Here is a 23,300-nt window from a genome sequence, read left to right on the forward strand (position 1 = left end):
TTCTTCATTTGTTGTCCCGTAATTAGAAATCAAGCTTCATTCTCGAGAAATAGCCGTAGCTGGAGCCGATATACAAATCATTCCCTTCGCGGTTCATTAAGCCGTTTATTATATTTCTTAAGCGCAATTCGGGATACCCAAACATGACGTCATGGATGCGGTTCATCTGCTTGCCGGTTTGCTTATCAAGCACTAACAAATCTTTGTCGTACGAGAGCAGCAGCTTATCGTCTAGCGGGATGATTATACCTGATCCGTAATACGACGCGGTTGTGTCAAGAGTGGATGCTTCAGTTTGCCAACGAATACGGCCGTCGGATTTGTTTACGGCCGTCGGTATGTTGTTCACGGTCATGTAGACGGCATCGCCATCGAAGACCGCTCCCGCCCCTTTGCCTGGAATGGTCCATAAGGTCTTGCCGCTAGCCGTGTCGTACAAAGCAGTCTTATATTGCTTCGGATCGGCGTGTCCGTCGCCATCGATCGGCTGTTGAATGAGCAAGTAACGCAAGTCCAGCGCAAAAACGAGCTCGTGGCTGCCGATCATATATCTAGCCTTAACCTGCTTCGACTTCGTGCTTATATCCATTAACAGAAGCTCGTTGCCAAGCATGATCCACTTCTCCAGCTTCTCGGGCTCGAACGGATTGCCAGGCGGCTCAATGAATGGCCGTGAGTACAAGCTTGGCGTTTCAGATTGGGTGCCTTCCGATTCCGTCTCCCATAGCAGCTTGCCCGTAAGCGGATCCAATGCCTGCAATTTATTATTCTGAACGATCATAATCGTGGCATATCGTTCGCCATCGCTTATGATTTCATAATTACTTTTGATCGGCTTGCTCCATCTTTGTTTTCCGGTTTTGGCATTAAGGGCAATAAGCTTGCCTTCGCCATTCGTTTCTGACTGACCGGTGTATAAAATAAGGGTGTTTTGCGCTCTAGCTGCTCTGAAGGATTTGCCAATCTTCGTGCCGTCGAACGTCCATACGGGTTTGCCGTCAGACAGCCTAATGCGGCTTACGCGCTGTACATATTTTTTTGCAGCGGGATCATAGTCGATGAATACGTTGGCATATTCGCGATTACTGTCCATGTAAGCATCGAAGCCGCCAAACCCGGCATCGATCCTCCACAACGTCTCGCCGGTCTTCCGGTCGACCGCGTATAGCCCAGCGTTATCATGCATGCCGCTAAATCCGCCGTCATCTCCTATGAGCAGCAGAATGCGATCCGTGACCGCCTGCAGATACGTATGGCCAAGGTTATATTCATTTCGCCATGTCCAGTCGACAGCTCTGGTAGGACTCGGCGGAAGAACGCGATATTCATGCACGTACTCATAAGGATACGAGTACGCGCCAACCTCTGCTTGCTCGGCAAGTCTTGCAGCCTGAATCAGATGCCATTCCTCAACCTTCCCCTCCTCGTTGAACGTAATCGTAAAATGCACTTCGCCAAGCTCATAACGCCAAGTAACGCCAAGGCGCATCGTCTGATCTGTCTGGCTCAGATTGCGTGATGTTTCGATAAAATGCGGCTCGCCCAGCAATTGTCTTACCTCTGTTACACCGGTTCCTTTGGACATTGTAGACTCGATTATCGATATGGCTTCATTTATCGGAAGCGACGTGCCCGGATCGAGAATGCCGCCGTGTACGGTTTCGTTCAGCTCGATGTCTGCAGCGGATAACCATAGCAATACAGGGCGATTCACATGATGATCGCCATAGGGGCGAACCGGCGATTGAAGAACGCCGTACCAGTCTTTCCAACGGATGGCGCTATAGATCGACTTGCCAAGATGGATGCCGTCCGCCGTCAGCGTGCTGCCGGGAAATAACGCAAACCTGGAGCCAGGCTTGATCTTCAGCAGTGACGGCTCACTCACCTGAATGTCTTTGGCGGCGTCTGTACCGTACCAGATCGGAAGCCATACGAGCCCGGCTTCTTCGGTGGAAAAGGCTATCCATTCTCCTCGCCGCTCCGACACTTTAAATACATCGCCTGCTTTGCCATAGTAGCTGGCTTCGAGCGGAATCGACGAAATATCGGCTTCTCCTGCGAAGATAGGCGCTAACGAGCTTAGCGTGACCTGGCCGTCTACCGCTTCCAGTTGGAGCGGAATGGTTGTTGACATTAGAGTTGGCTCGGCAGCCGATGTAGGCATCTGGGTTGCAACAGGCTGAACGTTCGTGTCGCAGCCAATCATCGAATTAAGAGCTGCGGCTAGCGATATAACGAGAACGATACGGAACCTTTTTTTCTGGCGAGGGAAATGCATTCAAACGCTCCCTTTGCATTGGTTATTTTTCCATTAGACGTAAGCTTTTCGGAAATGTTTCTATGCATCGCCGTGATCGCATGCTTCATAGATTTCAAGTAGTAGTAAACCATGCGGATATGGTATAGTATTGGCAAAATATACCTAAGAGACGATGGAGATGAGCGATCCTATGAGCTTTGAGGTTATCGAAGCGACGATTACGTCCATGCAGGCTGCGCTGGCAGCAGGAAAGATTACCTCTAGAGAGCTTGTGCTTATTTATCTGGACCGAATAGCGACTCACGACAAGAACGGGCTTACGATCAATTCGGTGCTGTCGATTAACCCGGATGCGATATTCATCGCCGACGCGCTTGATAGCGAGAGAGCCGCACAGGGGATACGAGGACCTTTGCACGGTATCCCAATCTTGCTGAAGGACAATATCAATTCCGGCGATCAGATGTGCACGAGTGCCGGTTCGCTGGCACTGGCCGGTTCATACGCAGGCGAGGACGCGACTGTCGTGCAGCGTTTGCGGGAAGCGGGAGCCATTATACTCGGCAAAGCGAATATGACGGAGTTCGCGAACTTCATGACGGACGGCATGCCGTCCGGTTATAGCTCTAGGGGCGGGCAAGTGCTCAACCCGTATAATATCTCGAAGCCGACGGGCGGCTCAAGCGCGGGCTCGGGCGCAGCGGTCGCTTGCAACTTCTGCATGGCGTCCATAGGCACGGAGACGTCGGGTTCGATTCTCAATCCGGCGAATTTAAGCTCGACTGTCGGCATAAAACCTACAGTGGGGCTCGTCAGCCGCTCCGGTGTCCTTCCTTTGTCGACGAGCCAGGATACAGTCGGTCCGATCGCTCGAACGGTTACGGATGCAGCCATCGTATTAACCGCGATAGCCGGTTATGATGCAGAAGATGTCGCAACGGGGGCAATGAAGTGGAAGGGACAGAGCGATTATACGAAGTATTTGGTACGCGGCGGTCTGGAGGGGGCAAGGATCGGAATTCCAAGGGACTATTATTTCGAGGAGCTAACGGACGAACAACACGCGATATTCAATGCGGCCGTCGAAGCGATGAAGGAGCGGGGCGCGATGATCGTCGACGCTGCCGATATTAAGACAGCACGCCGGATCGGCTATTCTTCGGTCGTGCTTAATGAATTCAAGTCGGCGATCAACGCTTACTTAAGCAAGCTGCCCGCCGGCGCTAAGATGCGCACGCTCAAAGAGATCATCGCCTTCAACAACGAGCATCCCATTGAAGCGCTGCGCTACGGCCAGACGACGTTGCTCGCGGCGGAGACGACTACGTCGGGAACGATGACCGAAACGGCGTATTTGCGAGATCGTGCCAACGATTTGCAGCTTTGCAAGATCGAAGGCATCGATGCGACGCTGGCGGAGCATCAGCTTGACGCCTTGCTGTTCCCGGCCGATTTCGGAGCTCGAATTACGTCGCGCGCAGGGTATCCTAGCGTAATCGTCCCTGCCGGCTATACATCCGAAGGCGTACCGTTCGGCGTCACGTTCGCCGGCGCGGCTTACAGCGAGCCGGCGCTCATTCAGTTTGCTTACGACTACGAGCAGAGCTCGCTCGTCCGCAAGCCGCCATCGCTCAAGAGCTACCTCTAATCGCCCACCTAAAGCGCTGTCATATGACTATCGCTTCACTTTGAAGTGGACGACGGCGCTGTAGAGCATTTTCTCCGACTTCGCATTGAACGTTGCCTGATGTCTGACAGAATGGACGTCAAGCATAAGCGCTTTGTTCATCTCGATCTGATTAGCGATCATTCGCTCCAGCGTCTTCAAATCCTGCGCTTCGAAAAACTCGATTTTCGTATCGATTAAATCCAGGCGGAAATCCATATTTGAGTCTCCAATCTTTAAGTTTCTATGATTACTACTCATTATACCTATTCATAAGGATGAGAGCGAGGGTGAACCCGGTTTGATAGATCGCATATGGAAGTATAAGTTTCATTACATCATCGTATTGCCGGCGTTGCTTTTGATATTCATATTTAAGCTGATCCCGTTTTTCCAAAATATTGTATTTTCGTTTGTGGACTATAAGCCGTTTCTTGGATTATTTGAAAGTCCGTGGGTCGGCTTCGGCAACTTCAAGGCGTTGTTCGAAGACACCCTATTCCGGGATGCGCTGCGCAATACGCTAATCATAAATATCGGTTTCGCGCTAGTTGCCGGTGTAATTGCGTGGTTGCTGGCACTTGCGTTAAGTTCCATGCGGATAAGAGTGGTCAGAGGAGCGTTCCAAACGATATTCCTTATACCATACGTGGTGCCGTCGGTCTTCATTGCCGGGATCGTCATGCTCTTGTTGTCGCCTGCTCATTCTCCATTCCATCTAACGGATAAGCTGCTGCTTGCAGACCCGTTATGGACGAAACCAATCTTGATTGGAATCGAAGTGTTCCGAAGCTTGGGTATTCCGGCGATGATCGGACTGGCTGCAATCTTGTCCAATAAGACGGCCCAATCAGCCGGTAAGCGGGGCAGACCCAATGCGGCAGCCGCAGGAAGAGCGATTGCCGCCTACCTCATTCTACAACTATCGTTTTTATTCTCGAGCGATTTTGAATTAACGACAATTTTGGTTAACCCATTGACAATGGATAGCGGAATAACAATCGATTATTATATATATACGATTGGATTGATGCAGGCGAATTACGGCTTATCTTCCGCAGCTGGCGCGTTTGTAGCCTTCATCCAGTTCATCCTTGTCCTGCTGGCGTATCAATTGGTGAGAGGCAGGTTTCTTGGCGATCTGTTCAGCGGTACGAAGCCTCATATCGATTCACAATCCTCTGAACATTCAAGTAAATGGTGGGGAACGGCCGTTTCTGCGATATATGCGGCAATTGTACTACTGTTCGTATATTTGCTGATCATAGAACCTTTCACGAAGAAAAGCGATTCGGCGCAGCGGTTGCACGATCTCTTCTCGTTTTGGAATATAGCCGGATATACGATAAGCAATTTCGCTGCGGCAGTCGTTTTCATGCTCGTGTCGGTAACGCTTGCGTATCCGTTAACCGTGAAGAAACTGCCGGGACGTCAGTTATATAAGCTGTTTTTACTGTTTGTGCTGATAACTGCCTCGAATCAGATTAGCGAATACTTCTTCTTTAGAGAGCTTGATATGGTAAACACCTTATTTCCGCAAATATTCACGGGATTTTTTGCGCTAGCTTCTGTATTCGTGCTGAAATCGATATTTAATAGCCGGCATGCCGAGCTTAAGGAGCAAGCGGAGGCGAGCGGCAGAGGCGAGCTGCATACGTTCTTCACTTTATTTATCCCTAAGGTGTGGAAGCCGCTGCTGGCGCTTGGCGTTCTGCAATTCATAGCTTTATGGAATGCCTATTTGCCTTCCGTCATTTACGTGGTTCGAGAGGAATCTTATTCTCCCGTTGCCAAGGGATTACGTTTGTTGCTTAGCGCACCTGAGAACTTTGCCGATCCAATCCTCTGGCAATATTGCGCGATTATTAGTTTGCCGCCAATCGTATTGCTGCTTATTTTCCGCAAATGGATCATTTCCGAAGTGCTTGCAAGTCAGGTTACAAAATAATAAATAGGGGCATTCATATTAAGCCGGAAGAGCCGCGCAAGCTTTACTGGGCCGATAAGCTCGGCATCATGTCGAGACCGGTGTCAGTACGTGGCTTTGTATGGACGCAATGCCGGACGTCACCCGATGGATATCTTTATACACTGCACCTAATGCCACCATAAAAGCGAAGAGCGCAGCCCAATAGGGTCGGCGCTCTTTCCTGTTTTAGCTATACCTCAAATCTAGCAATTCGTGTATACTGTTGGTATTGTTGACAGAAGGGGTTGCTAGGGGAGAATGTATGTAGATCCATCGTTAGTGCACAAGAAGGAAAAAGGCTATTATGTGTTGGCGCTTATTGTAAGTATAATAGCGACGCTAGTTTTGCTCATTTCGATTATCGGCATTTATATTTTGTTATTTATCGTTGTTGTTCCTCTGCTGGCGCAAGCGATATCGAACGCGAGCATAAGGTTGAACGGCGTTCGCATTACGCCGAAGCAGTTTCCCGAGATCCATGAATTGGTGTATCAACAGAGCGCTCGAATGGGGCTGCCGTACTTGCCGGACGTTTATATTATGGAATCGAGCGGTGTGCTGAACGCATTCGCTACCCGGTTTTTCGGCAGAAATATGGTTGTGCTCTATTCCGACTTGTTCGAGCTGATGAACAGGGGAGGAGAAAAGGAGCTGGCCTTTGTGATCAGCCATGAGCTGGCTCATCTGCAGCGCAGACATCTGACGAAGCAGCTGTTCATAATTCCTGCCATGTGGCTTCCGTTCCTTGGGGATGCATACTCTCGTGCTTGCGAATACACATGTGATAGAATGGCCGCTCATTTTACGGAAGATCCAGAAGCGGCAATGAATGGCTTAACGGTACTTGCCGTCGGCAAGAGCTTGTACAAGCAGGTCGATCGCGAAGACTATTTGCTTCAGAGCAGCGGCGAGAGAGGGCTGTTCGTGTGGCTGGCTGAGAAGCTGTCCACCCATCCGCCTCTGCCGAAGCGGATCGAGGCCATTCAGCGTTATGCCGATCCTCACAGGGCGTCGATATTCCGGTCGTCTAAAATGGCGTTGGTTATTGTCCTTTCGGCATGCCTTGTCGTTATCGCCATGTTCGTAACCGGCGTTGCTCTCTCCAGTCAACTGATGAAGCTGGCGTCGGGGGCCTTTGAGGAAGGGTATAGCGACGAGGAGCTGCTTGATGCGGCGATGAACGGCGAGACGTCTCGCGTCGTTGAGTTGTTGGATCAAGGGGCTAACCCCGATGCCGCCGATTATGGTGGTTGGACTGCCCTTATGAGCGCTATCGATCAGAATAATGCCGAGATGGCCAGAGCGTTGCTTAATGCGGGTGCGAATACGGATTTGACAGAGGATGAATATGAGAATTCAGCTTTAACGATAGCGATTTCGAGCGGCAATGAAGAGATTGCCGAGCTGTTGCTGGGACATGAAGCCAATCCGAATTTGCAAGACAGCTTTGGGTGGACGCCGCTTATGACTGCCGCATCGTACGGTGAGGAGGGTATGGCTAGACTGCTGCTGGAGAATGGAGCGGATACGAGTTTAACGGATGAGAACGGGTGGACAGCCTTTGATTACGCCATGGATGCCGGTTATGAAACGCTCGCTCAGCTGCTGAAGCCAGGAATGGCAGAAGCAGCTTAGCGGCGGCTTCTGCCGCTTCGTTATACGTACACAAAGAAAGAGAAGCTTGAGTGCTCAAGCTTCTCTTTCTTTGATGTTGCTATGTATGATAACTGTACCTTATTGGTTCACGATGGTCGGGACGACACGATTTGAACATGCGACCCCCTGGTCCCAAACCAGGTGCTCTACCAAGCTGAGCTACGTCCCGTGAAGAGATGGTGCCGTCGAGAGGACTTGAACCCCCAACCTACTGATTACAAGTCAGTTGCTCTACCAATTGAGCTACAACGGCGCGTTATTCTCTTAGACACAAGATGTATTATTGCATATAACTCGTCCTTTATGCAAGCTTTTTTTTGAAAAAAATTTCGACTTTCTTCTAAGTCTATGATTTGCAACCGAACCACGCCTCGCTTAAGCGCCGAATACCATCCTCCAACTGCGCTTCCTCCATGCCTCCGAACCCGATCATGATGTAGCCAGGCGGACAATCATCGGCATTGTTCCAATGATGCACTGGCGAATAGACGCGGCAATCCACGCGCTCCGCTAGCTGAAGAAGCTCTGTGCTGTCGCGCCCCTTTACATCCAGCAGCAAGTGAAGGCCGGACCGGTCGCCGATTACTTCGACGAGCTCCCCCATCCAGTGCTGAATGGCAGCCGTAACCGCCTTGTGCTTTCCGTGGTAGATACGTTTCATCTTGCGTATATGTCTGGCGAAATGTCCCCGCTTCATGAACAGCGTAACCGCCTTCTGGATGATGGGGGATACGGGCTGGCTGTAACTCGCAAGCTTGCTTTGAACCGATGCCATTAATCGTGGAGGCAGGACGAGGTAGCTTAAGCGGGCCGCCGGCAGGAACGACTTCGACAGCGTACCCATATAGATTACCTTCTCGGCTGTATCTAACGCTTTGAGTGCGGGAACAGGATGTCCGTAATAGCGGAATTCGCTATCGTAATCGTCCTCCAGCAGGAGTCCGTCGCAATCAATCGCCCATTGCAGCAGCCGTGTCCGTTTATGAATAGGCAGTACCATGCCTACCGGAAATTGATGGGAGGGAGTGACGTAGGCGACCTGCACTTCTTCCGTATATAGACCTTCCACATGAATGCCGTCATATTCTAGCTTAATAGGCGATATGGAGCAGCCATGATTGCGAAGAACCGTCTTGACTCCCGAATAACCGGGCTCTTCCATGCCAATGCGGCGCTCACGAAGCGACAGTATTTGGCAGAGCATGCTCACCGAATGCTGGGTACCGGCGCAAACGACAATCTGCTCAGGCTTGCAATGGACGCCGCGCGATTCGAAGACGTATCGGGCAATCTCCTCGCGCAGCTCTACATCCCCCTGAAAGTGTCCGTAGCCGAGCACATCGCTTGACCTGCGCGAGACGGCATCGACGAGGCAGCTCTTCCACGCTTCATGAGGAAACCGTTCGATGTCCATATCGCCATACTGAAAGTCGTAGCGAACGTTGCTTAGCGGTGCCTTAGGCGTCACTGTTGCCGGCATATAGTTATCAGTCCCGTCCGGCTCTGTTATTGGCCATACGAGCTCCTCAAGCGGCAATACGCGGTATCCGCCGCGTTGCTTGCTATCGATATAGCCTTCCGACAACAACTGCTGGTAAGCCGATTCAATCGTATTTTTACTTACGCCGAGGTGCAGCGCGAGCTGGCGGATTGCTGGCAACTGTACGCCTTCGACAAGCAAGCCCGCTTCAATCTGGGAACGAATATATTTGTATAGCTGAAAATAGATCGGCTGATTGCCCTGTTTATCGAGTATTGGAGAAATGGCGATCATCGACATCGATTGCTGACCCCCTTCGGATTAGCTAATCTGTCACTTTTCGTAGTGACAAAGACAGCATAAGATGAGAGTAACACAGATCAAATCCATCTGGGAAGGTGAAGCCATGTTTACCGTACGTCTCGATGCGAGGGAGTGCAGCGATCAATCGAAGATTGATGATTTTCTGAATCAAGCGCAGACCGGATTTCTCGGCCTGTCGGACGGCAAGCTGCCGTACGTCGTACCGCTTAATTTTGTATGGCGGAATGGTGCGATTTATTTTCATGGAGCTGAAGAAGGCAGGAAAGCGAGCGTGATAGAGAGCAATAATGAGGCATGCTTCACGGTCAGTGAAAATTACGGAACGATCACGCATTCCGTCCCGGCACATACGGATACCGCTTATATGAGCGTTATGATATTCGGCAAAGCGGAGTATGTCACGGATAGGGAAGAGGCGCACGCAGCGATGCAGGCGCTGCTTGATAAGTATGTAGCCGGCTATTACAAGGATCCGCTCGCCAGAGCGCATTTGGAGCGGTATCGCTCCTCCAAAGGAAGCGCTACGCATGTCTGCAAAGTTACCTGCGAGTCATTGACGGCAAAGGAAAACGCAGCCGTTGAGGGCAAGATGTACAAGCAATCGCAAACGGTGAGAAACGTTTGACCATGTGCAGTCGCACAAAAAAAGAGGATGCTGCTCCGCGATTCGAATCGCGGGGCAACATCCTCTTGTTGCTTTAATTTAGGATTAGGCCAGTTCACCTTCGACAATGCTCTCGTTCTGTTGAATGAGCATTTCGACTTTACGAATTCGGTTCTTGCTCGTCTCGCGGATAATAAACATGAGATTTTCGTAATGATGTTCCTTGCCGGGCTTCGGATCCTGGACTTGGCTGTACAGCCAGCCGCCCACCGTATCGACATCCTCGTCCTCGAAGTTCGTACCCGTCATGTCTGATAGTTCATCCAGCGACACTTTGCCGTCCAGCAAGTAGCAGTTGTCCGCCAGTTGCTCAATGTCCTTGCGCTCGTCGGCGTCGAACTCATCGCGAATCTCGCCGACGATCTCTTCCAGAATATCTTCAATCGTGATGAGTCCCGATGTTCCGCCGTACTCGTCGACCAGGATGGCGATATGAACGCGTTCCTGTTGCATTCTCTTCAGCAGCGACTTGACCGGCGTTACCTCGGATACGCTAAGTACCGGATGCACGAGCTTCTTGAACTCGAAGTTGCTGTTCGATTCGTATTGAAGGAAAAGCTGCTTCGTATTGATCATGCCGACGATATTATCTTTGCTCTCCAAAGCGACCGGGAAACGCGTATATTGTTCCTTGCGAATGATTTCCATGTTTTCTTGCAATGTTTTGTTCGTATATAAACAGATCATATCGGTACGGGGGACCATGATTTCCTTGGCCAGCAGCTCGTCGAACGCGAAGATTCGGCTCACGTAACCGTATTCGGTATTGTTGATCATCCCGCTTTGATAGCTTTCATTAAGAATAATTTGAATTTCTTCCTCGGTATGCGCTTCTTCATGCTCTTTGGCCGGTTTAAGGCCGAACAGTCTGACGATTCCGTTCGCCGAGCCGTTAAGCAACCAAATGAACGGGTACATAAGCGTATGGAAGAAAATAATCGGTTTTGCGGTCAGGAAGCTAATAAATTCGGCTTTCTGGATCGCCCATGTCTTCGGAGCAAGCTCGCCGACGACGACATGGAGGAACGTAACGGAAACGAATGCAATGAGAAAAGATAAAATATGGCTAACATCGCTATTTAGCTCAAGTCGTTCAAATAAGGGTAAAAGCATTTTTTCAACGGTCGGTTCCCCCAACCAGCCCAGCCCGAGCGCAGTAATCGTTATACCTAATTGGCAGGCTGACAAGTAGGCATCCAGATTGCTCGTAACCCGTTGAACGGCAAGCGCGTTCTTCCGGCCCTCAAGCACTAACTGATCGATTCTGCTGGAGCGAAGCCGGATAATCGCGAACTCCGTCGCCACGAAAAAAGCAGTTAATAAAATAAGAAGAGCAATCATGAATAAATTGAATCCTATACCCATTTTCGTTTCTCACTACCCTTTTTGTTGTGAATTTTATTGTATTAGCCAACCATATAAACGAGTGGTAATTAAACTATACCGAATGATTACAACAAATGACAACCGTCGTATGCAACGTTAAGCGACGTTATCGTACGATTAGCGGTATTTTGGAAAGCGCAAAGGCTTGTTTTCATTGAATATCGTCCCTTTACAAGCCTCTAATGCAGGCATATGATAAGTTCATAAGAACTTGTAATCATTTTTGACAAAGTCGTGTATGCGAGGAGGAAAGAAAATGGAGTCCTTTACCCTTACCCGCAAAGAAATGGCGGAGCTATTGCTCTCTTTGCACGGCAGCAGCAGCCGGAGGCCGCTTCAAGTCCTGCAGAGCGCATGGGCGAAGTCGCATCAATACGATCTGGAGAAAGGGACGACATTGCCTGCCTTTCTCGCTACGCTTCTGCCTCCTATTATAGAGAAGATCATTAAAGGCAGTGAGGTGAAAGGCTTCTCGCTGCAGGAAATATCGGCGCTTGGACAGCTGATCGAACATTCGAACCTTTCCATTACTTCTATGCAAAACTGGGTCAAAAGAGACTTTAAGCCGTATTTCGACTGTCCGAAGGCCGGCAAAAAATATTCGCTAAACCAAGCGGCGCTATTGTTCGTTATCGACGATCTGAAGTCGAATCTCGACTTTGAGTCGATTCGGAAGCTGTTCGATATCGTGCTCGGCAAGCCGGAGGACGAGAGCGTCGATCTCGTCGGTCCGATCGAGCTGTATGCCGCGTACACCTCGATGTTCGAGGAGCTTGATGCCAACAACGACCAATTGCTCGATATTACCGGCCATCTCAAAGAGCAGCCGCATCAGGATCTGCTTGCGGAGCAGGTTATTCGCCATGCGGCCAATCGATTCGCGGACAGGCTCTCCGGACTGACGGACAAGCAGCGGGAAGCGATACGCAATATCCTGCTCATTGCCGTCATATCGATCCAAACGTCCTATTTCCATTCTCTCGTCAGACGTTATTGCAATGCGACCTTATTCCTGCATTCGACATAAAAAACGGGATAAAGGGTTGTGCAATATTGGTAATCTGTCCTATACTGTACCTGATATAAATAAACTGAAAAAGGCAAACTTGTCGAAAGGCAAGGACGCAAAGCTATGGGCCTAAGGGGTAGCACGCTATGGCTGCCAGGCCGCCGGACAGGTTAGAAGAGCTTTATTTAGCTATCCGCCTTCTGGGGACCGGATAGCTTTTTGCTTTTTTTTCAGGTAGACAGAGGGAGCGGGAGAAGCAGCATGAAAGCAACATCGTGGACAGCAACAGGAAAGGCAGGGCTTGCAAAAGCCTTGCAAGCAGTAAGGCGAGTAAGCTTGAATAAGTCGAACGGGAAGAAGATTACGACGAAGTTGTTTGCCATTTCCGCCATTATTACCGTATTTAACTTAGGAGCCGGCGCATTTATCTATACGCAGAACTTATCGGTTGCGAGCGCGGTACAAGAATCCGAGAAACTATCCGAGGCCGAACGCAATTACCAGGCGGTTTCGGGCAAGATGCTTAAGACGATGCTCCGGATGATCGACGTGATCGAGAACGGTACGGAGGAAGATAACGCTAATGCGATCAAGACCGATATGGAGACGGTACCAGCAAGCTTGAAGGAATTAGCGAAGCAGTTCATCGCCATGGACAATAAATATCCGCCCGATGAAGAAGGTCAAAAATATGTAAATCAAATCAAGGTTCTAGAGCTCGCTTACAATCAGTTGAGCACGACTTCTATCGATGTCAATCAATTAACGGCCGAAGAGAAGTCGCTGCGCGTGTCGGATTTGATCAGTGTCTATACGATCATCATTGATTATTCCAAAGAAGCGATGGAGAAAAGACTGGCTGCCGACACGCAAGATACGCAGCAGTCGCTTAACAAAAGCATCGACAGCGCGAATATTATTATTCTCGTGAACATTATTTTGTTGGCTATACTGCCTGCTGTAATGATATTCGGTATTACCCGCTCGATCAGGACCGGCTTGACCGGCATCATGAAGCGGATCGACGCGTATCGGAACAATCAATTCACCGAACAGGCGAGGCTGGCCCGTGCCGATGAATTCGGAGAGATCGACGCTTCGCTTGCCGACATGGGCAACAACCTGCGCCAGACGATCAAAGCAACGATTGACGTTAGCGGGACCGTGCTCGGCGTATCGAATCAGATGACCGAGAAGATCGGCAGCAACCGCGAAGCTTCGGAGCAGGTCAAAGACCAAATCGAGTCCGGCAAGACGTCGCTGCTTTCCCAATACGACGACGCATCCTCGATATCGGCGGTTACGGAGCAAATATCGGCAAGCTCGGAAGAGATTGCAGCGTCCAGCGAATACATAAACGGCGATATGCAGAAGATGAAGCAGGCGTCGCTGAGCGGCTCGGAGCAAATGGCCGGCGTCGTTCTGAAAGTGAACGAGACGGCTCTGCAGTTCGATAAGTTGACTGCCGTTTTCCAACTAATGACGGAACGTTACGGCAACGTATCGAAGTCCTTGGCAGGCATTCAAGATATTAATACGCAGACGAATCTGTTGTCGCTGAACGCTTCGATCGAATCGGCGCGCGCGGGCGAGCACGGCCGCGGCTTCGCGGTCGTTGCCGAAGAAATTCGCAAGATGTCCGGCCAGACCGATGCGATATCCAAGCAGATTACGAAGGAGCTGGCGCTTATTCAAGCGGATGTCGCGGCTAGCGGACGTACGATAAGCCAATTCTCGGAAGTAATCAAGTCTACTAGAGAGGCATCCGTGACGGCAAGCGAGACGTTCCAATCGATCGAAACGCAGAGCGGTATCTTATCCGTCCAGGTCAGCGAAATATCGACCGCGATCAACGAGATTACGCAAGGGATGACGCATATCGTATCCGCGGTAGACAATCTGCTTGAAAAATCGACGGAAGTGAACGGACAGATGGGGGAAATCAGCGGTTTGTCCGACAAGCAGAACGGTATTTCCGACGAGCTGGGCGAGCTGTCGCAGCGGTTGACGGAATCGTCGGTGGCGCTGAAAGAACGGGCCTCGGTATTCAAAATTTAAGATCGACAAGCAGGGAGTACGGGGCGACAGATGCTTCGTACTCCTTTTTTTGGAACGGACTGGGGTATCGAACGCCTTCGCTTCTGTCGATATAGTAGGAGTAACGGAGTTTAACCCTACATATTGGAGATAGGTGATACGATGAGCGAAATGAACTTTCAAGTAAATTTGCAGGGCATGATCGAACTGCTCTCCAAGCATCTATATTCGAATCCGGGCGTGTTCGCAAGAGAGCTGCTTCAGAATGGCGTCGACGCTATTACTGCTCGCAAGAAGCTCGGGCATTCCTTTGAACCGAAAATTTTGATCGAGCTTTATGCTTCGAAAACCGTCGTGATCCATGACAACGGCATCGGCTTAACGGAGCCGGAAATTCACCGCTTTCTTTCGCAGATCGGCAGTACGTCCAAACGCGAAGAGCTTGATGGCGGCGACGACTATATCGGCCAGTTCGGCGTCGGCATGTTGTCCTGCTTCGTTGTCAGCACGGAGATTGTGCTCATTACGCGTTCAGCGCTGGAAGGCGATACGCTGGAATGGCGAGGTCGTCAGGACGGTACCTACACGATTCGAAAGCTTAAGCGCGAGGCGCCGATCGGTACATCGATTTATTTGACATGCAAGGAAGACTATGAGGAATATTACGAATGGTATAAATTAGAGCAGCTTATGACGCATTACGGCGAGTTTCTGCCGGTGCCGATCCTATTATCCGAGGATCGCTACGAGCGCAATATTAACGGAGCGCTGCCGCCATGGCAATTGGACGGGCAGCTTGCCCTGGAGTACGGCGAGACGCAGCTCGGTCACCGGTTTCTGGAAGCGATCCCGATCAAGTCGCTGATCGGCGAAGCGGATGGCATTGCGTATATATTGCCTTATGCAGTCAGTCTGCAAGCGGAGAAGAAGCATAAGGTGTACGTGAAGCGGATGCTGCTATCCGATCAGATGAGTCAGATCTTGCCGGAATGGGCTTTTTTCGTAACATGCATCGTTAATGTCGGCGGATTGAAGCCTACGGCGTCGCGCGAATCCTTTATCGAGAATGAACTGTTCTTTACCGTCAGGGACGAACTCGGCCAATGCTTGAAGCGCCATCTTATGCTGCTGGCTCTGACGGATCCCGATTTGTTCGAGAAGATCGTGAAGATCCATTACGTTTCGCTGAAGGCGATGGCGGTCGAGGATGACGAGCTGTACCAGTTGTTCATTCGGTACCTCTCGTTCGAGACCCCTTACGGCATGATGCGAATGGGAGACATTTTGCAGCGGAGTTCGAATATCGTCGTATCGTCGACATTAGACGAGTTCCGGCAAGTGGCGCGCGTGGCGAAGGCGCAGAACGTTATGGTCATTAATGGTGGATACGTGCATGACTTTGAACTCGTTCGCAAGCTGGAGGAGTACGATAAGGACACCCAGGTAGGAGTCCTTGATCCGATCAACTTCACTAATCTGTTCCAAGATCTGACGGCCTCGGAGCTTATAACGGCGTCGCCGTTCCTTTCCCTTGCGGATAAGCTGCTGGAACGATTCCAATGCCGGAGCGCGGTAAAGCGGTTCGAGCCCGCGGAGCTTCCCGTTTTATACAATACGAATGAGGAATTCAACTTTTTGCGCATGGCGGAGCAGACGAGAGCGGAGTCGAACGAGTTGTTCGGCAGCGTTCTGGACGTCGTCATTCATGAAATCCATGAAGTGCCTTATGCAAGGCTATGTTTCAATTACAATAATCCGATCGTGCAGCAGGCGATCGACTGCGGCAATCCGGAGATGCAGAAGCTTTGTATTGAAACCCTGTATACCCAGTCGCTGCTGCTCGGGCATTATCCCATGAGCTCGGAGGAGATGAAGCTGATGAACATGTCTTTCATGAGCGCCCTTTCGATAGGACTCGGTCAGGCAGGTGAGACATAAGCATGAAGCAACGGTACGACGAGCTGCGCAGCGAGGCATGGAACTTGCCGGACGGCAAGCAGAAGGTGACGGTGCTGGAGGAGGCAGTCCGCATCGCCGACCTGTATATGTCGAAGGAGGACGCTTATTACGCTAGAATGTCCTACTCGGAGGCGGCGTTAATGTCGGGCTTCGAGGAACGCTTTATCGTTTCCTTCGCCTGGTGTTTATCACAATTCGAGAAGCAGCCGGAGCTGTACGACAGCCATCAGCTTATCTGGCATTACAAATGGCTAATCGGCATCATATGGCGCTTTCCGCAATTTGGCGCCGTACAGATCGCCGATATCTATTATGATTTCAAAAGAATGTGCCTACAATACGGACACAGCCTTCGGCCTTATTATTCGAAAATCCACATGTACGCGCTGGTTAGCGGGCATGCCGAGCTAGCTCAGACGTATTATGAGGCGTGGAGAAAAGCGCCGTATGACGCAATGTCCGATTGCCGGGCATGCGAGCAAAACATGTTCGGCTATTTTCACTTGGCATCAGGCAGGTACAAGCGGGGACTGCAAACCTTGAAGCCGATCCTGAGCGGCAAGATGTCCTGCCGTTCGATCCCGCAAAATACGTACAGCCACGTACTCATGCCGCTGCTTGAGATCGATCAACATGACGAAGCGGCCAAGCTTGCACGCAAGTGCTCGCGGATGTTGAAAGGGCCTGGATACTTAGAGGAGTACGGCAGGTTGATCGGATATTATGCGGCAACCGACTTGAACAAAGCGGCCAAACTGCTGGAAAGCACGGCTGCTTACGCGATAAGCAACAAGACAGACTGGAATCGATTCCAATATTTGATCGGGGCAAAAGCTTTCTTCTCGTTATGGAATGAAAAGAAGCGCAAAAGGAAGCTGAACGTTCACAGTTCTTTCACAAGCGAGTGGGTAGAGGCCGAAAGCGAAAGGCTGGCAAGGGCTTTCGACGATCGCAACGGCAATGAATATTGCCAAGGGCTGCTTGCCCATAAGGTAAATCAGGTTCGGAAGCGCCGTACTTGCTGACGAGGCTGTTGACGACAATCGAACGGTAGTGGTTCATTTGTACTAACGACAGCAGAGAGGGTTATGGATGGATATGTTAAAACAATTTATGAAAGCTTCGCGCATTCGAGTCATTCCGGTTATGCTCATACCAATTGTTATGGGATCTCTGGCTGCATATGCATGGGACGGCGTATTCGACGTATGGCTCTTCCTATTGACGTTGATCGGCGCGGCCTCCGCGCATCTGTTCTCCAATATGATTAACGATCTATGGGATTATTACAACGGTACGGATGAGGCTGCCCATGCAAGCAAGGATGCGATCTCGACTAACTCCGGTTACCTGACTAACGGGACATGGAGCGTAAAAAAATTCGCATTCGTTACTTGGCTGCTATTCTTTATCGCGGCAGCTTGCGGGATCGTGCTTAGCATTTTCAGCGGTTTCGAGGTGATGGTGTTCGCCGTGCTTGGTTCGCTGCTTGCCTACTTCTACGTAGCGCCGCCGATTCGCTTCGGCTATCGCGGCAAAGGGTACAGCGAGCTTGCAATTCTGTTCTCGTTCGGCATCTTGCCGGTAGTCGGCTCTTATTACGTACAGACGCTGCTCCTCGACACTAGGGCGCTGCTGCTATCGTTGCCGATCGGTTTTTTGACGACGCTTATTTTATTCAATCATCATTTCCTGCATTGGCAGACTGATCGAGAAGCCGGCAAGCGAACGCTCGTTGTCGTCTGGGGCGAGAGAATAGCGCTGCTCTTCTCGCAAGTGTTAATGTATTTAGCTTACTGCGCGCTTGCCGTTTGCGTCATTCAAGAAGCGCTTCCCGTCTATGCATTGCTAGGCATTGTGACCGCCATTCCGCTGTACCGCGTTTACGGTAAGCTGGGAAACCGCAATGAATCGAGAGCTTACTTGCCGTTAATGGCCGGTTCCCTTAGGGCAACCATGCAATGCGGCGTTATTATGATCGTATCGTTATTGATTCAAGCCTTCATCCAATAATTCAATCCTGCATTCCACAACCAAGAGAGAGGTATACATCATGGACAACCAATGGGTATTAGGCGACTTTCATACCATTCTTAACGAGGGCGAAGTTTGGAAAATGGGCGGGTTTACGCTGCCGGACGGCAGCTTCTGGCATTATCGCGAGCCGGATGCCGTCGTCATCGTTCGCAATGGGCTGCTTTATGTTCGGGCACCATTAAGCCGTAGTCATGATCGCATCCAGATTCTCGACAACGCAAAGCATATGTATTATTCGGCGGAACCGGTTATAGTACCGGAGAACGGCGAGATCAGCTTCGAGCTTCGAATTCGCGCGCGGGCGCAAAATACGGCGAAGGACGATCTATACGACGGGTTTGTATCGCTTAACCTGCTGGACTTCACAACGGGAGGCGCACTTGATTTCTTCGCATCACCGGACAAATATGCAAGCGTGTATGCCGTATTGCCGTTCCCTGGCGTGAAAGTGCCGGAGACCGATCAAACGCGTTACTTCTGCGTATTCAAGGAAGATGACGATTTCGACGCCGGACAATTCAATACGTACAAGATCGCGTACAACCGAGCCAAGGACGAAGTCGCATTCTATGTGAACGGCAGGGAAGTACGGCGGGAGCGGAACGTTCCCGTCAAGTTCAAACAATTCACGGTCGCGCTCGGCATAATGACCGAGAAGGACTTAACGCCGGAAGGCAGCGTATCCGTGCATGGCCAGACGGTAATAGGCGAATGGTCGCCCGTTACGATCGTGGTAAAATAATAGCATCACACTGCAAAGGAGCAAACGCATGCTGTTCGTTCTAATCGCATTATGGGCCATCGCGGCCATCTTATGGTTATCCGACCGCCGCTCGGACATTAATCGTCGATTAGGCGCCGTCGCTTTCTGCGGCGGCGCAGGCGCGCTTGCTGCCGTACTGGATTTAAGCTGGATTCCGGCTGCCGCGGAAGCGGGCATGAGCGCAAGCAATCGGCAGCTGCTTTATTATGTGCAGGCCGCATCATCGCTATTGTCTTACTACGGGCTGCCGTATTTCTTCCTATTATTCGCGCTGGCTTACCATCGCATACGCATGCCGGCGGCAATGTACAGGCTCGTTCAATGGCTGCTTGTTATCCCCGCTCTCCTTTGTTTGCTCCTCACGCCGCCTTATAATGAATTGTATCCGATTACTTTTACGATCGTCGTATGGTGGGCCGTACCGTTCATCCTGTTCGGAACGGCATTAATCTTGATGAAGCGTCAACCGTATGCGGCTTTGTCCAGAAGGCACTGGATCGTCTGTTCGGCCGTATTGCCTCCTGTCTTGTTCAGCATGGTTATGAATTACGTTCTTCCAAGCACTGGCATGCTTCGGATGTGGGTGTACAATACGTGGTTCGTTGGACTGGGCGCGACGGTATTCGTCGTCGGTTTGTTCACCTATGGCTTTATGGGCGTGCGGGTGTTGATTGACCGGCGAAGATTCGATACGACGTACCGCGCAGTCACTTCGGGCACGGCGATCTTGAACCATGCGATTAAAAACGATGCGGCGAAGATGAGGTTGTTTTCGGAGAAAATGAAGACGTATGCAATCGAAACGAACCAAGCGGAACTGCTTGCCGATATCGAGACGGTGCTGTCGGCTTCGAAGCATATGCAAGATATGGTTGGCAGAGTTCACCAGCGCACGGAAGACTTGATGTTAAGGCCGCAGCGGGAGCCGCTGGCCGATGTCGTATTAAGAACGGTGAAACCAATCGAAGCGCTTCATAAGCGCGTTACCTTCTATCTTGCATTGGAGGAAGGATGGAGCGGCATGATCGATTCCGCGCAGATCGGCGAGGCGCTTGGCAATCTTGTTGTGAATGCGCTTGAAGCGATGAAGGGCGAGGGCGATTTGCGCATAACCTTAACCGAGCAGAAGCGAGAACTCGTGATCGAAGTGCGGGATTCGGGTCCTGGCATGGACAAAAACCAGATTGCCAAAGCTTTCGAGCCGTTCTATACGACTAAGGCCGGAAGCGGCGCGAACTTCGGTCTTGGCTTGCCTTATGCGTTCCAAGTGATGCGCAAGCATAAGGGAGCGCTTCATGTGATGAGCAGACCGGGACATGGCACATCGGTGCTCATGACTTTTCCGAAGAAGGGCATTCAGGCGGCGAGGATAGAGACGCCCGCGAAGAAAGGGGGAGAAGTGCATGTCGTCGATTAAAGTATGGATCATAGAAGATGATCCGGATTGGCTGCGCGGCTTGACAGCCTTTCTGAACAAGGAGCAGGATATCGAAGTCATCTGGACCGAATCCGATGCGCGGCAAGCGCAGCTGACCATTCAGACGGCAACGCAAGCCGCCGATGTTATATTGATGGACATTATGATGGACGGCAAGCCGGAAGGAATCGAGCTTGCCGACGAAGCGAGTAGACGAACCGGTGCTCGCGTCATTATGCTTACTTCGATGGAAGAAAAGGAGCTTATCTTCCGTTCGTTCCAGGCCGGAGCGATCGATTATCAGATCAAATCCGATTTCGAGTCGCTGCCGGCAGCCGTAAGGGCGGCGTATGCAAAGCAATCCACGATCAGCGCCGCGGCCGCCGAGCAGATGAGGGAGGAATTCCGGAGGCTGAAGCTGGTGGAGCGCGAGTTCGAGGTGAAGAAGATGGAGGATCTTATTACGCCCTCCGAGCTTCAGCTCCTGAATCTGATCGACCAAGGCTATTCGCAGTCGCAGATCGCCGATAAGCTTGTCGTTTCGCTGCGGACGGTCAAAAATCACGTCAATCATATTTTGAAAAAGCTGCGCTTGCCCGGCTCGAAGGAAGCGGCCAAGAAGGTAAAGGACTTGGGACTGCTGAATAAGGACGATGATAGTACCAAATAAACTTGGTACTATTTTTTTTGCCAAATTATCGCAAAATAAGAAGGGGGCTAGAATAAACTCCACACAAAGGAGGCAATGTCGGTATGTCGTTCGAAATGTTTTCTGCCGCGCATTATGCAGCTTTATTGGCCGCGGCCGTCGTTTTCGCATGGATCGTCCTGCAGCGCCGCAAGCTGCGAGTACCTTCCGTCAACCGGACTTTTCGGTGGGTGACGGCATCGGTGCTAATAGGCTGCGAGGTCGCTCTTCAAGCCTCCTATTTGATCGAGGGCGAGTGGTCATACGGATCGCTGCCGCTGCAGTTGTGCAGTCTTACGCTGCTGCTTGCCGCAGCATTGCTTATGACCGGCAGCAAGCGATTGTACGACATCGTCTTTTTCCTCGGTATCTTGGGAGCTTTGCAGGCGCTCATCACGCCTAATCTCGGTCAAGACTTTCCTCACTTTCGTTACTTCCACTTCTTTATTGCGCATATTGGCATAATCGCCGCAGGCTTGTTCGTTATCGCCGTAGAGAGATATCGGCCGACGTATAAGTCCGTATGTAACGCATGGATCTGGCTGCACATTCTTGCCGTTCCCGCAGCCGCGGTCAATTACATGACGGGCTATACGAATTTTATGTTTCTGGCACGCAAGCCGGGCACGGCATCGCTGCTCGACATGCTTGCTCCCTGGCCATGGTATATTTTGCAGCTTGAAGTCGTTGTTATCGCGTTATGTTTGTTGCTCTTATGGGTGGTTGCTCTGGTTCGCAGAATAAAGGGATGATGCCCGGTCGGGCGCAGCTGCTGCGAATGCTTATTATTTCTAGACTGTCAGCGATGCGGCAGGAAAAAATAAATTGTCGACCGGACAATACGACCGAGAGGCAATGGTCAATCGCGGAATCCTGGCAGCTGATTGCCCAACTGCCCTTCGGCAAACCGACTGCTCCTGCAGGCGAGAAGCCATTAAAACCGATTGAAGAAAGAGTTAAAATATTCAAGTAAACAATTCCCGTTCGAAGCGCCGATTGCCGAGAACGGCGTTTTTTTCTGACGCGCTGGCGGTCGGCTCTAAAAAGCGGTACAATAAAAACCGATATAGTAAACATAATAATGGTTTTTCTTTTTCCATAATGAAGATACATAGCTAGGGAGGTAACCATGAGCATTGACCCGCGAACGATGAAAACTTTACTACAGCTCCAGCTTACGCCGAGCGTTGACTTTCAAGCGAATTCGAATCCGCTGACGAAGACGGAGACGGACGGCTCGCCTTCCTTATTCGATACGTTATTATCGCAATATATGAATGGGGCAGTCGACACCGGCACCGGAGCAAATGTTGCTTCTGCCCTGCCAACTGACATGCTATCGCAATTAACGTCGCTTGGCAGCCTGAGCGGCTTAAACAGCTTGTCCGAACTTGGCCTCTCCGACAACTTGCCGGATGCGAAGTGGGCAGGCTCCGGTCACTACGATGAGCTCATTCAGCAGGCTTCGGCTAAGTATGGCGTCGATCCTTCCTTGATCGAAGCGGTTATTAAGACGGAGTCCGGCTTTCAGAGCGATGCAGTGTCTTCCGCAGGAGCAAAGGGACTCATGCAGCTGATGGACGGAACGGCCAGAGGGCTTGGCGTCAGCAATTCCTTCGATCCGGAGCAGAATATTAACGGAGGAACGAAATATTTGTCGCTGCTTATGCGCAAATATAACGGCAACGAGCAAGTCGCCCTTGCCGCATATAATGCCGGACCGGGCAGAATCGACCGCTTAGGTATCGGAACGAACGGAGAGCTCCAAGCAGCTATCGGGAGCTTGCCGGAAGAGACGCAGCGTTACGTGACGAAAGTGCTTCAAGCCAAGCAATAATTTCTTCGCATTCACCGCGGAACATGAGCTTAATCCCCCGCAAGGCGGTGGCTTCCGTTCACGCATGAGATCACGACATTTGCCATTCGCGGATAGCGATTGGCTGTCGCTGATCTTTTTGTTTTTATTGAAGAGGAGATGGAGG

18 protein-coding genes, 2 tRNA genes, 1 pseudogene and 1 riboswitch are annotated in these 23,300 nt (G+C 50.9%); of the genes and pseudogenes, 15 read left to right on the forward strand and 6 right to left on the reverse strand.

The features are described 5' to 3' along the window. Window positions 1-22 precede the first annotated feature (22 nt). Window positions 23-2,281: an outer membrane protein assembly factor BamB family protein gene (locus tag J2T14_RS07360; protein ID WP_307469384.1), complete on the reverse strand. Its 2,259-nt coding sequence runs from the start codon at window positions 2,279-2,281 to the stop codon at window positions 23-25. A gap of 160 nt (window positions 2,282-2,441) precedes the next feature. Here J2T14_RS07360 and J2T14_RS07365 point away from each other — a divergent pair, with 160 nt between their 5' ends. Then, window positions 2,442-3,911 (forward strand): amidase family protein, encoded by a 1,470-nt coding sequence (locus J2T14_RS07365; RefSeq protein WP_307469387.1) that lies wholly within the window; start codon window positions 2,442-2,444, stop codon window positions 3,909-3,911. A 27-nt stretch (window positions 3,912-3,938) separates the two neighbouring features. Here J2T14_RS07365 and J2T14_RS07370 read toward each other — a convergent pair whose 3' ends face one another. Continuing rightward, entirely contained in the window at window positions 3,939-4,148 is a 210-nt protein-coding gene (locus J2T14_RS07370; protein WP_307469391.1) for a DUF2536 family protein, read from the reverse strand. Window positions 4,149-4,230: 82 nt separating this feature from the next. On the opposite strand from J2T14_RS07370, the gene J2T14_RS07375 reads away from it, so the two are divergent. Next, on the forward strand, window positions 4,231-5,877 hold the full coding sequence (locus tag J2T14_RS07375; protein ID WP_307469392.1) for a hypothetical protein: 1,647 nt from the start codon (window positions 4,231-4,233) through the stop codon (window positions 5,875-5,877). 279 nt (window positions 5,878-6,156) lie between these two features. Next, on the forward strand, window positions 6,157-7,533 hold the full coding sequence (locus J2T14_RS07380) for a M48 family metallopeptidase (RefSeq protein WP_307203748.1): 1,377 nt from the start codon (window positions 6,157-6,159) through the stop codon (window positions 7,531-7,533). Between the two features lie 113 nt (window positions 7,534-7,646). On the opposite strand, the gene J2T14_RS07385 is transcribed toward J2T14_RS07380, so the two are convergent. From J2T14_RS07385 to pdxR, 3 genes are all read right to left on the reverse strand, one after another. Continuing rightward, window positions 7,647-7,723, reverse strand: a tRNA-Pro gene (locus J2T14_RS07385). Between the two features lie 8 nt (window positions 7,724-7,731). Continuing rightward, window positions 7,732-7,807: transfer RNA gene (locus J2T14_RS07390), tRNA-Thr, on the reverse strand. Between the two features lie 93 nt (window positions 7,808-7,900). After that, window positions 7,901-9,334 carry a MocR-like pyridoxine biosynthesis transcription factor PdxR gene (gene pdxR, locus J2T14_RS07395; protein ID WP_307469394.1) on the reverse strand — a complete coding sequence of 478 codons (1,434 nt, stop codon included), beginning with the start codon at window positions 9,332-9,334 and terminating at the stop codon, window positions 7,901-7,903. Window positions 9,335-9,440: 106 nt separating this feature from the next. On the opposite strand from pdxR, the gene J2T14_RS07400 reads away from it, so the two are divergent. Further along, entirely contained in the window at window positions 9,441-9,983 is a 543-nt protein-coding gene (locus J2T14_RS07400) for a pyridoxamine 5'-phosphate oxidase family protein (RefSeq protein WP_307469397.1), read from the forward strand. Window positions 9,984-10,067: 84 nt separating this feature from the next. Here the strand turns inward: J2T14_RS07400 and J2T14_RS07405 are convergent, their stop codons facing one another. Next, on the reverse strand, window positions 10,068-11,387 hold the full coding sequence (locus J2T14_RS07405) for a hemolysin family protein (RefSeq protein ID WP_307203750.1): 1,320 nt from the start codon (window positions 11,385-11,387) through the stop codon (window positions 10,068-10,070). Window positions 11,388-11,664: 277 nt separating this feature from the next. Between J2T14_RS07405 and J2T14_RS07410 the strand changes: the two genes are divergently transcribed. From J2T14_RS07410 to J2T14_RS07460, 11 genes and pseudogenes are all read left to right on the forward strand, one after another. Then, entirely contained in the window at window positions 11,665-12,435 is a 771-nt protein-coding gene (locus tag J2T14_RS07410) for a DUF1836 domain-containing protein (RefSeq protein ID WP_307469400.1), read from the forward strand. A 62-nt stretch (window positions 12,436-12,497) separates the two neighbouring features. Further along, window positions 12,498-12,583: riboswitch (cyclic di-GMP riboswitch) on the forward strand. Between the two features lie 95 nt (window positions 12,584-12,678). After that, on the forward strand, window positions 12,679-14,475 hold the full coding sequence (locus J2T14_RS07415; RefSeq protein WP_307469402.1) for a methyl-accepting chemotaxis protein: 1,797 nt from the start codon (window positions 12,679-12,681) through the stop codon (window positions 14,473-14,475). Window positions 14,476-14,616: 141 nt separating this feature from the next. After that, the gene (locus J2T14_RS07420) at window positions 14,617-16,392 is read left to right on the forward strand and encodes an HSP90 family protein (RefSeq protein ID WP_307469404.1); all 1,776 of its coding nucleotides are present in this window, start codon (window positions 14,617-14,619) and stop codon (window positions 16,390-16,392) included. Between the two features lie 2 nt (window positions 16,393-16,394). Then, window positions 16,395-17,438, forward strand: coding sequence for a hypothetical protein (locus tag J2T14_RS07425; RefSeq protein ID WP_307469406.1), 1,044 nt, complete (start codon window positions 16,395-16,397; stop codon window positions 17,436-17,438). 67 nt (window positions 17,439-17,505) lie between these two features. Beyond that, window positions 17,506-18,426, forward strand: coding sequence for a prenyltransferase (locus J2T14_RS07430; RefSeq protein ID WP_307469408.1), 921 nt, complete (start codon window positions 17,506-17,508; stop codon window positions 18,424-18,426). A 40-nt stretch (window positions 18,427-18,466) separates the two neighbouring features. Then, window positions 18,467-19,192, forward strand: coding sequence for a DUF6081 family protein (locus tag J2T14_RS07435; protein ID WP_307469411.1), 726 nt, complete (start codon window positions 18,467-18,469; stop codon window positions 19,190-19,192). Between the two features lie 28 nt (window positions 19,193-19,220). Beyond that, entirely contained in the window at window positions 19,221-20,630 is a 1,410-nt protein-coding gene (locus J2T14_RS07440) for a sensor histidine kinase (RefSeq protein ID WP_307469412.1), read from the forward strand. After that, on the forward strand, window positions 20,617-21,300 hold the full coding sequence (locus J2T14_RS07445; RefSeq protein ID WP_307469415.1) for a response regulator: 684 nt from the start codon (window positions 20,617-20,619) through the stop codon (window positions 21,298-21,300). The genes J2T14_RS07440 and J2T14_RS07445 overlap by 14 nt, the downstream gene beginning before the upstream one ends. A gap of 83 nt (window positions 21,301-21,383) precedes the next feature. Beyond that, a complete protein-coding gene (locus J2T14_RS07450; RefSeq protein ID WP_307469417.1) occupies window positions 21,384-22,070 on the forward strand; it encodes a YwaF family protein in 687 nt (228 codons plus the stop codon). Window positions 22,071-22,186: 116 nt separating this feature from the next. After that, window positions 22,187-22,291 (forward strand): annotated as a pseudogene (locus J2T14_RS07455) (nitroreductase family protein); the annotation flags it as partial. Window positions 22,292-22,447: 156 nt separating this feature from the next. Beyond that, a complete protein-coding gene (locus tag J2T14_RS07460; protein ID WP_307469419.1) occupies window positions 22,448-23,155 on the forward strand; it encodes a lytic transglycosylase domain-containing protein in 708 nt (235 codons plus the stop codon). Window positions 23,156-23,300 lie beyond the last annotated feature (145 nt).

It is taken from the genome of Paenibacillus harenae (genome assembly GCF_030812415.1).
Lineage (GTDB): Bacteria > Bacillota > Bacilli > Paenibacillales > Paenibacillaceae > Pristimantibacillus > Pristimantibacillus harenae_A.